This is a genomic window from Leptolyngbya sp. FACHB-36, assembly GCF_014695955.1.
GTDB lineage: Bacteria > Cyanobacteriota > Cyanobacteriia > Leptolyngbyales > Leptolyngbyaceae > FACHB-36.
Genome location: NZ_JACJPG010000277.1, coordinates 1 through 10,002, shown reverse-complemented (window position 1 = coordinate 10,002; position 10,002 = coordinate 1). Strand labels below are relative to the sequence as shown.

Annotated in this window: 12 protein-coding genes and 1 pseudogene; 9 read left to right on the top strand and 4 right to left on the bottom strand. The window is 50.0% G+C overall.

What is annotated here, in order from left to right:
- The 8 genes and pseudogenes from H6F43_RS07325 to H6F43_RS07290 all read left to right on the top strand — a co-directional run.
- The coding region (locus tag H6F43_RS07325) for a MarR family transcriptional regulator (RefSeq protein WP_190342135.1) at positions 1-536 on the top strand (536 nt) is incomplete at its 5' end.
- 396 nt (positions 537-932) lie between these two features.
- Positions 933-2,018 carry an aliphatic amidase gene (locus H6F43_RS07320; RefSeq protein ID WP_190342133.1) on the top strand — a complete coding sequence of 362 codons (1,086 nt, stop codon included), beginning with the start codon at positions 933-935 and terminating at the stop codon, positions 2,016-2,018.
- Between the two features lie 265 nt (positions 2,019-2,283).
- Positions 2,284-2,457 carry a hypothetical protein gene (locus H6F43_RS07315; RefSeq protein ID WP_190342131.1) on the top strand — a complete coding sequence of 58 codons (174 nt, stop codon included), beginning with the start codon at positions 2,284-2,286 and terminating at the stop codon, positions 2,455-2,457.
- Between the two features lie 464 nt (positions 2,458-2,921).
- Positions 2,922-3,073: pseudogene (locus H6F43_RS07310) on the top strand (carbohydrate porin); the annotation flags it as partial.
- A 399-nt stretch (positions 3,074-3,472) separates the two neighbouring features.
- On the top strand, positions 3,473-4,231 hold the full coding sequence (locus H6F43_RS07305; protein WP_190342128.1) for an energy-coupling factor ABC transporter permease: 759 nt from the start codon (positions 3,473-3,475) through the stop codon (positions 4,229-4,231).
- Between the two features lie 3 nt (positions 4,232-4,234).
- Entirely contained in the window at positions 4,235-4,534 is a 300-nt protein-coding gene (locus tag H6F43_RS07300; RefSeq protein ID WP_190342126.1) for an energy-coupling factor ABC transporter substrate-binding protein, read from the top strand.
- Between the two features lie 57 nt (positions 4,535-4,591).
- Positions 4,592-5,395: a cobalt ECF transporter T component CbiQ gene (gene cbiQ / locus H6F43_RS07295; protein ID WP_190342124.1), complete on the top strand. Its 804-nt coding sequence runs from the start codon at positions 4,592-4,594 to the stop codon at positions 5,393-5,395.
- Positions 5,379-6,233, top strand: coding sequence for an ABC transporter ATP-binding protein (locus H6F43_RS07290; protein ID WP_190342122.1), 855 nt, complete (start codon positions 5,379-5,381; stop codon positions 6,231-6,233). The genes cbiQ and H6F43_RS07290 overlap by 17 nt, the downstream gene beginning before the upstream one ends.
- Here H6F43_RS07290 and H6F43_RS07285 read toward each other — a convergent pair.
- Together H6F43_RS07285 and H6F43_RS07280 are read right to left on the bottom strand one after the other, a co-directional pair.
- The gene (locus tag H6F43_RS07285) at positions 6,230-7,138 is read right to left on the bottom strand and encodes an alpha/beta hydrolase (protein WP_190342121.1); all 909 of its coding nucleotides are present in this window, start codon (positions 7,136-7,138) and stop codon (positions 6,230-6,232) included. The genes H6F43_RS07290 and H6F43_RS07285 overlap by 4 nt on opposite strands.
- 246 nt (positions 7,139-7,384) lie before the next feature.
- Positions 7,385-7,648, bottom strand: coding sequence for a hypothetical protein (locus tag H6F43_RS07280; RefSeq protein ID WP_190342119.1), 264 nt, complete (start codon positions 7,646-7,648; stop codon positions 7,385-7,387).
- 574 nt (positions 7,649-8,222) lie between these two features.
- On the opposite strand from H6F43_RS07280, the gene H6F43_RS07275 reads away from it, so the two are divergent.
- Positions 8,223-8,636 (top strand): fasciclin domain-containing protein, encoded by a 414-nt coding sequence (locus H6F43_RS07275; RefSeq protein ID WP_190342117.1) that lies wholly within the window; start codon positions 8,223-8,225, stop codon positions 8,634-8,636.
- Here H6F43_RS07275 and H6F43_RS07270 read toward each other — a convergent pair.
- Positions 8,633-8,848, bottom strand: a complete 216-nt coding sequence (locus H6F43_RS07270; protein WP_190342115.1) for a (2Fe-2S)-binding protein — start codon at positions 8,846-8,848, stop codon at positions 8,633-8,635. The genes H6F43_RS07275 and H6F43_RS07270 overlap by 4 nt on opposite strands.
- Positions 8,849-9,132: 284 nt before the next feature.
- Positions 9,133-9,831 (bottom strand): CADD family putative folate metabolism protein, encoded by a 699-nt coding sequence (locus H6F43_RS07265; protein WP_190342113.1) that lies wholly within the window; start codon positions 9,829-9,831, stop codon positions 9,133-9,135.
- Positions 9,832-10,002 lie beyond the last annotated feature (171 nt).

Genomic DNA, 10,002 nt, shown 5'->3' with positions numbered 1-10,002 from the left:
CGCTGCACGGACTGCAACAAGCTCAACAGCAGTCAGAGCAGCGAGAAAAGATAGAAACGCTGGGTCAATGGGTTACAGAAGTGACGCAGGATATCATCCGCGCGCCCAACGCCAGCACCCTGTACACCATGTATCTGATCACTCGTATTGCCAGAATGGTGCTGCGCATTACCGATGAGCATTCAGCAAAGCTGGGGCTTTCGCAGAGTAAACTGGCTGCTTTAATGTATTTGAGCAGCGAACCTGAACAGTCTGCTAGTCCGTCTGCGTTGGCAAAACACTGTGGAATTTCGCGACCTGCAATGACGGGTTTGCTCAATGGACTGGAGCAGGAGGGCTACGTAGAGCGGGACAATGACCCGTTCGATCGACGTGCTCTAACCGTTCAACTGACCGCAAAAGGACAGCAGTTTCTTGACTGGATTGCGCCCCAAGATCAGGACCAATTATCCAAATTAATGGATACATTCGACGACGGTGAGCGTGAAAAATTCGTCAACCTTGCGCAACAAGTCTTAAAGCTACTTGAAGAGTAGCTGAATCGATCGACAGTCAGAGCAGTTTGCTTTTGTTAAGAAACTTCCACGTTGCCAATGTGGCGGGCTTTCTACCGTAAGAAAGCAGTGTGTAATTGGGATTGGGTGAAAAGTAGTTAAGACATTAACTATTGGTGATGCATGATACAAATTGCCTGTGTCTGATTCTCTATGATTCACCCATACCGCTAAAGCTTTCTCAAAATTGATGGGTTAGTGGTAGGACTGCTTGTTAGTGCTTACTCGAGTACGGTTTAGGACCAAGTTTGTTTAACAGTATTGTTTGACATTGAGGCTCCTTACCGCTAGGACACCTTGAAAGGGTTAGTGATTAATCCTTTACAGATTTCAGTTTGCCAAGAAGTGATTTGAGTACACGTTGATTGGAGGATTCAAATGTCTTACCACGGTGATATTTCTTCAAGCGAAGATTCCGTTGGAGTTGCGGTTGTTAATTACAAAATGCCGCGCCTGCATACAAAGGCTGAAGTGATTGAGAACTGCAAAAAGATTGCCTCAATGATCGATGGCATGAAAGTCGGCTTACCGGGGATGGATCTGGTAATCTTTCCAGAATATTCCACCCACGGCATCATGTATGACCCGAAGGAAATGATGGAAACGGCAGCAGCCGTGCCGGGTGAAGAAACCGCAATTTTTTCTGAAGCTTGCATCAAAAACAAAGTTTGGGGAGTCTTTTCTCTAACAGGTGAGAAGCACGAAGATCACCCGAACAAGGTGCCTTACAATACTCTGATTTTGATGAACGATCAGGGTGAAATTGTTCAGAAATACCGCAAGATTATGCCGTGGACGCCGATCGAAGGGTGGTATCCCGGCAACTGCACCTATGTCTCCGATGGCCCAAAAGGTCTAAAGATTAGTCTGATTATCTGCGACGACGGCAACTATCCCGAAATCTGGCGCGATTGCGTTATGCGGGGCGCCGAACTAGTGATTCGCTGCCAGGGCTACATGTATCCTGCCAAAGAGCAGCAAATTCTGGTTTCTAAGGCAATGGCATGGATGAATAACACCTACGTTGCCGTTGCCAACGCTGCTGGATTTGACGGCGTTTACAGCTACTTTGGGCACTCCGCCGTCATTGGCTTTGATGGTCGCACGCTGGGTGAATGCGGCGAGGAAGAGAACGGCATTCAGTACGCGGCGCTGTCTAAGTTTGCGATTCGCGACTTCCGCAAGAACGCTCAGTCTCAGAATCATCTGTTTAAGCTATTGCATCGTGGCTACACGGGAATGCTTAACTCTGGCGATGGCTCCGAGGGCATGGCGGAATGTCCGTACGAGTTCTACCGCGAATGGATTCTTGACCCGAAAAAGGCGAAAGAAAAGGTGGAGGCAATTACCCGTCCAACGGTTGGCACTGCAGAATGTCCGATCGAAGGTCTGCCCACGCAAAAGGTCCCGACTCCGGTCGAAAAAGCTCAGCCTACAAGAGTTTCAGTATCAACCAACCTCTAGTTCAACTTGTTTAACAGCATGAGATTTCTTCGTTCTCGCGCAGGCGTTGGGAACGAAGAAATCCAGGCATTGCTGAATAGGGGTATGAATTGTAAATCTGCCCTCATCCCCAGCACTTCTTAAGAAGGACTGGGGATGAGGGCAATCATGCTTGCATTCAGCAACGCCCGATTTCATCGCTTAGATGATCAAGCAAGCTCCGGCTGATTTTCTGTAGGACGATCGCACGCGCTTTACTGCACTGGCTGTAGACGGCAATCAGGATTTGGTGCAGGTTGAAGAGTTAGCCAAAACGCTGCCGAGCGATCGCGCCCAAGTCAGAACACTGCCGCTAGTTCCGACTCGCGATGAGCTATTTAGCCCACTGCAGCGATGTCGCGAGTATCTCACGTTGGAATATCCTCGCTACTACTGGAATCCCAACTACGAACCCTGGTAGCCTGACACGATCTCAATTCCGCAAGCCGGAGACCATTTGCACGAGCGATCGCCAAAGCCATCTAGCGCACGGCATATTACGAAGGCGATCGCCGAATGGATCAAGAAGTTGGAGCGATTCGCTAAGAGCATTGATGCAGCCGCGTGTTAGTCGATCGTCTGTGTCGTGTCTGCGCTAGGCAACCGGAAGCCGCATCGTGGTCGATCTGGCTCGCCATCGGTCGAATGTGAAATTCGGACGCAAAGCGCTGGTGTTGGGTATTGGAATTGCGCCGCTAACAGTCCTGCGCCCAAGGCGGGTCTGTTTAATGGCAGCTACTGGACTTACGCATTTTGACTAAAACCTCGGAGGTTTAAGCCATTAGGTTTGATCGCGATGCTTGATCCTTGGTTAAAACCTCCGAGGTTTGCGTAAGTCCTGTGGGTAACCCAACGGCTGCATAGCACGCGACAGGTGCTCAGAACGACCTTCCAATCCACCTTAAAGCCTTTTACAAGACCAACTGAATGACCTCATCTCGATTACACCAGGCGTCATTTACAGGATTAATCCTGGTCAGAATGACAGGAACGAGAATATTTTGATCGGTACGCTGAGAACAACCTTTACGGTCTAACTGTCTGAATTTAGAGAGCCGTTGAAGCGGAGGCTGGGGAAAGGAGCGTTGCTGAATGTGAGGGTAATCTACCATTGATTCAGTTTCGCCCTCGCTCGTTGAACGCAGATTCAGGTAAGGCTTGATTGAGCCAGCGATCGCAAAACTTATTGATCAGTCAGGAGGTGAGCCATTAATGACCCTACTGCGCGTCACCGGATGGGTGACAAGCACGGCGCGATCGCGGATTGTCAGCAGGCAGCTACGCTCTATAGTGAACAAGGAAAACCAACGGAGCGCCAACATGCGCTAAAGATGCTGGGACTGCAAGCGTAAAAGCTGTAGAAAACCATTCTCTAACCCCCTTCTAATATCGGTTTAAACTAATATCTTTTGAATCGTCTGACTGCGAGGTGCTGGATGAAAACACGACATCAAAAATGGCTCAGCTTAGGATTAATGGCTGCTTTGAGCGGCTATCTTTTGCTTGGCTCAGCGAATTCTGCCCATGCAATGCATATTGCTGAAGGTTTTTTGCCTGTGCAGTGGGCGGTTTTTTGGTGGGCGGTGTCGCTGCCGTTTTTCCTGGTCGGGCTGCGATCGCTCACCCGCATCACCAAACAAAACCCAGAATTAAAGCTTCTTTTAGCGCTAGCAGGCGCATTTACATTTGTATTATCTGCTCTAAAAATTCCATCCGTGACAGGAAGCTGCTCGCATCCAACTGGAACAGGACTCGGAGCAATTTTGTTTGGTCCTTCCGTGATGTCGGTTTTGGGTGGACTGGTGCTGCTATTTCAGGCGCTACTGCTGGCTCACGGTGGATTGACAACTCTTGGCGCAAATCTGTTTTCGATGGCGATCGTCGGTCCCTTTGCCGCGTATTTAATTTATCATTTGGTGCTGCGAACAGGGCATCAAAAGGCAGCAATCTTTCTCGCATCGGCGTTAGAAAATTTACTCACCTATGTCACAACCTCGATTCAATTGGCGCTGGCATTTCCGGCAGCGAGTGGAGGCGTTATGGCGGCATTTCTCAAGTTTGCAAGCATTTTTGCACTGACACAGGTACCACTGGCAATTAGTGAAGGATTGCTGACGGTGCTGGTGTGGAACTGGCTGCAATCGTATGGACGTCAAGAACTAGAGACGCTTAAACTCCTGAAGCAGGAAAGTTGAACCATGCAGAAACATTCATCTAAACAGAATTGGCTACTGGCGATCGCGGTGATTGCCCTTGCCGTTGTTCCTTTAGTAGTTGTCCGAGGTGAATTCTCTGGTGCTGATGCTCAAGCTGAAGAAGCGATAAAAGAGCTTAACCCATCGTACGAGCCGTGGTTTAACCACTTCTTTGAGCCACCCAGTGGAGAAGTGGAAAGCTTGCTATTTGCTTCTCAAGCAGCATTGGGAGCAGGAGTCATTGGCTATGTCATTGGGCTGTATCGTGGACGATCGGAGAAAAAAGCTAAGGACGAGAAGTAAAGCGATGACCCAGCAGCACACGCTATTCGTCTGTACAGTCATGACGCTTGTACAGTCATGACGCTGCAAATTGACACGATCGCCTACACCAATCGACTGCGGCAGCTACCGCCCGAACAAAAGCTGCTGTTTGCGATCGCGCTGCTCCTGATTACGTACTGCTCTCACGCTCCGGTACAGATCCTAATCGCAGGTTGGATCAGCGTGTGGACCATCGTTTATGCAGGCATTCCGGCGGCTACCTATTTGCGCCTGCTTTCCATTCCGGCTTTGTTCTGGCTGACGAGTTTGCCCGCGATCGTGGTGAGCGGGATTGATGTATCTCATCTGCAATCCGTTCAGGCGGATGTTTGGCAAGGAGTTGCTTGGGGTCATTACTACGTTTACCTGAGCCAGCATGGCATTCAGCAGGCAGTCGAGCTAGCCGTCCGGGCGATCGCGGCAACCGCCTGCATTTACTTTGTCATACTCACCGTTCCCTTCACCGAGATTTTGGATATTCTTCGTCGCATCGGTTGCCCTGCCTTGCTAACCGATTTGCTGATGCTGATGTATCGCTTTATTTTCGTGCTGCTGCGTACGGCGAGTGAACTGTGGACTGCTCAACAATCGCGCGGTGGTTACCGGACGCGGAAACTCTGGCTCAAAAGCCTGGGACTATTAGTGGGACAGTTGCTCCGGCGCACGCTGGAAAACTATCGTCAAGTGTCACTAACGCTAGAATCGCGTGGCTTCACTGGGGAGTTTCGGGTGTGTCACTCGCGTCGGTATTTGCCGTCTAAGCGCTACAGTTTAGAGGCATTGTTTGGCTGTGCGATCTTAGTGGCGCTTACCGGGTGGCAATATGCTGTTGGCGTTTGAGCAAGTTGATTACACCTATCCCAGCACTCCTCAACCTGCGCTCCAGAGCTTGACGCTCCGCATTCCTGCCGGAAAACGCTGTGCCTTAATTGGTCAAAATGGCTGCGGTAAAACCACGTTGTTTTTACTGGCAAACGGTCTCTACAAACCTCAGAGGGGATCGGTGCATTGGCACGGTTTACCCTTACGCTACGATCGCGCGTCGCTCATGAATCTGCGCCAAAAAGTGGGGCTGGTGTTTCAAGACCCGGAGCAGCAGTTGGTCGCGTCTACGGTAGAAGAAGATTTATCCTACGGGCTATGTAATCAGGGATTGCCGGAGTCAGAAGTCAACCAGAGAGTGGGCGATGCGATCGTCCACTTTAACCTGACTGAACTGGCAGAACGCCCCGTGCATCACTTAAGTCTGGGGCAAAAAAAGCGGGTGTCTTTGGCAGATGTTATGGTGCTCCAGCCCGAACTTCTGCTGTTGGATGAGCCAACCGCCTATCTGGATCAATTGCAAACTCGCGATCTGATGGCAAAGCTGCGCCAGATTCACGCGGGCGGAACCACGATCGTCATGGCAACGCACGATCTGGACCTTGCCTACTGTTGGGCAGAATGGATTTTCATTCTTGATAAAGGACGATTGGTTCTGGAAGGAACGCCCCAAGATGTGTTCGCCCAGCGAGAAACTTTAGAGGAATTACATCTGGGAGTTCCTTTAGTCTTTGACGTGTTGGATAAAGTTGCAGAGGCGTTGTCCAACGATCCTGAACAAGCAGAATATCAGGTAATGCACAGCATTCCTGAACAGTTGAGAAATCGAATTTTAGATGTATTTAGATACGGTTAAGTCCAGTTCGCCAAAAATATCTGGGCAACGTCCGCTGCGTATTCTTCATGCAAGCCCAGTGACCCAGGAACTCGATCGAACTGAACATTGGGTAACGCAGCTAAGGCTTCCATCTCAGCTTTTGACTGAGCGGGAGAATGTTCACCAATCACAACCCTAACCGGAACCGAAATCGATCGCCCCAAACTCAAAAATTCCTCTCGGTTCTCCATTGGGTCTAATGCCCCAGTGACAAAGGCAGCAGGGGCAAATCTGGCTCCGGGCTGCTGGGTAATTTGATACTTCTGCTGCATGAACTCTGGCGTCAGCTTGGCAGCATCCACATAGACGTGCTGACGGTACATGAATTTGAGAAATGCTGGAGCGGTATTCAGTGTGTAAAGTGCTTGACCCAATCCCGGCGATCGCACCAACTCGCGTACAGATTTCCTGACCGAAGCCGAAGCTCCCATCACCCGCAATGGACCTTTCCAGGTAGGAGCCACCAGCAGCATCTTAGACCAAGGGCAGGGCTGCTGCTGAGCAACCTGCATCGCATATCCAGCAGCGTGACCCGCTGCAATTACGGCAACTGGAGTTTGAAAAACCGCCCCGACAAACGCTTGCAGCAATTGGTGATAGAGCGATCGTTGGTAATCCAAACTGGGACGGTCAGACGCGCCAAAGCCTAACCAGTCCATTGCAAACACTTGAAAATGAGGAACAAGCTGCTCCACAATGCCTTGCATTTCCAACCGAGTAGAAACCGTACTAAAGGCAGGAAGCAGCAAGACTGGAGATCCGTGTCCCAGCACTTCATACACTACCGAAAAGTCTTGCCCCTGGTAGGTCCAGTGAAATTGTTGCACTGTGCCACCTAACGTGCGATCGGCGGAGACGGTGGTTTCAACTGGCGTGGTTGTCATGGCTCTAACAAAGCGTTAAGTAGACAGTCTGTGGGTGGTGTGGGCGTAATATCTTCAGAATAGTTCAATTCACCCATCGGTGTAGATTGTCTGAGGCAATGCTGCACCGCACCAACGTAATTGCTACGTAACGCGATCGTGTTTCTTGAATAGCGAAACCTATATGGCGCCCTTTACGTCGCCGCTAAAGTTTGCTTGCCAGGTTAATAATTTAATTAACAGTTTTGAATAACCAATTAGAAGCTTCTAGAAGCTTTGCCTACCCGATAAATCAAAAGATTCCTCAAGAACCTTTGAGATAAACGTTTGCCGCTTGCGCTGCTCTAGCCAGTGAAGACACGCCTGCTTCACGACTTGAATATCCTCAGCAGTCAACAGCTCATCAGGACATTCAGAGACTAGAATACGCGCCGCTTTCACAGCTTGATCATACGGTACACATGCTTTTACCAATTCTAATTGGAAAAGCTGTTCTTTCTCTTGCACAGATAGCGACAGTCTACGGTTCATAGCCGTTTGCTCTGAGGTTCTCTAACAAGTCCCGAGATGTATCTTTGTGAAGACATGTTCCTTGTCTAAAGCGGTGGAAATGTTTGAGGACAGATGCAACATAACCTCCAATAGAGTATTCGACGCTTCTCGATCGCTTCTATATAAAATGGCACAAAGAACCGTTGATCTTTAGATAGATAAGCAGCGTGTACCGAAGGATACAAACAGCAAAACAACTAGGACACGGTCTTGAAGCGCTTGATCGCGCAGGTAGTTACCGCTGCTGGGCTCGAAAGCGGCATCCAGACTGGACAAGCGACGCTAGGGCATAATTCTCTACCGATAGACTGATCCCGCAATGCTGACAAGACTGCACAATCGTCTTGAAGCATGTGCGCTTGACGCAGTACATACTACATCGAAACGCTTTGGTGGCTAGCCGCGTTGTAGGTGGGCGATGTTCATCAGCAGCCAGAGCGTGCAAGAGAGCTTGTTGTCATTGCCCACCCGATTTAGCGCAGCAGATGTTAATCATCAGCCGTCGCGGTAAATCGTTTTGTTCAATCCATTCAGTGACCTCTACCTAACAACTATGCCTGATCTGGTCGATACCGCCATTAATGCTGGAACCTTTTCCACCCTTGTAGCTGCTGTGACTACCGCGGGACTCGCTGACACTCTCAAAAGTCCCGGTCCTTTTACCGTCTTTGCTCCTACCGATGAGGCGTTTTCTAAGCTGCCATCGGGAACGGTTGAAGCGTTGCTAGAAGACATTCTGACGCTGCGGAAAATTTTGGAGTATCACGTTGTTGCAGGCGAACTGGCTGCGCCGGAGATTACCAACCAGAATAGTGCCACGACTGTTGAAGGCTCAACGCTTAAAATCTCTAGCAACGGTGGCGTTAAAGTGAACGATGCAACGGTCGTAACGGCAAATGTCGAAGCTGACAACGGCATTATTCATGTGATTGATGCAGTGCTGCTGCCACCCTCGGTTAGCCTCTAGCCGCGATCGTCGGACTCTACATAGCACTCATGAGCACGAAACAACTGCTCTAGTGGGTATAGGCAGGAACCGCAGCGATCGGCGCACTCGCAATACACCCGCATTGCTTGCTCAAACGGCAACGGATTTGCCTGCTGTCGGTGCAGAATCGTTTGATGCTCGCATTCTGTGCAGTAGCAGTAGGCGGGTTTTCGGGCAGGTTTGAGGGACATGCGTGGTTTAGTCGGTTATACCAATTCTCTAAATCCCAGTTACAGATCAATCGACTGAAACGTTGGCGAAATCGAGCGGTTGCAATTTCGAATGCCGAATTCCGAAATGGTATTACGCCGTTTTCTACAATTTTTCACCTTGTGCAGGGTTATGTCTGTATCCGACACTTCTGGCTAAAACCGTAGGCGGACAAAGCATTCGGCAGATAAGTCTCTGACTCAGATACAGAGGGTTTCGGCTGAATGCTTTGCCCCCACGGCTTAATTCACGTCAGACGGATCGATTACGCAGCGGTTGCCATCACGTCTGCGCAGTACGTTTCGTACACGCCATCCAAAAAGCCCCAGAGCGCATCGGTGGCTTCTCTGGCTACAGCAAGCACTTCCGCTTCCTTTTCGGGCGAGTCGGCGTACTGTTCAATCAGCTTCAGTTCAGTTTCGGTATGCAGCACGTCGGCTTTCTGATGCACCGTAAAGAACAGGTAGTCGGCTGAATTGGTCATGCCGTAAAACTGGCGCAGCCCGTCAATTTTGACCCCTGCAATTTCTGGGATCTGCGACTCGTAGGCAAACAGGGCTGCCAATCCCGCATAGAACGGCGACTGGAGACACAGACGACGAAAGGTGTCTATCAAGTTATGAGTGGTGGACAGCGGCGCGGTTTCGGTGAGTTCTGCGTCGGTTGCGTCCAAAGATTCGGCAAACCGCCGCCACAAAGCTGGGTGATTGTTGTCGCCGCGCTCTTCTTCGATCAGGTTTTCTAAGATTTCCTGCCGGACGCCGATCGCATCTTCTACACCGACCGTGTTGAAATGCACAGCGCTCAAGTAGGTCGGAAACGCTAGCACATTCTGAAAGTACTGAATGGCGTAGTGCTTCAGGTGCGATCGCGTTAGTTTGCCCTCGGTCCAGGCGACATAGAAGGGATGGTTGAGCAAATGCTTTTCTTGGACGATCGTCTGTAATTGTTCACGAAGTGTCATCGCGTCTCCTACCATTGACATACGAGTTTCAGCAGTTTCTCATTCAGCGCTGAATAATTAAGTGAACAGTGTACCGTGTTTCAGCGCGGTACACTCGGAATCTGTCATCTTTCATGGTCGCGCCATGTACAATTTCCTGCCCTTCGCGTATTTCCAAAACCAGTTTGTTCC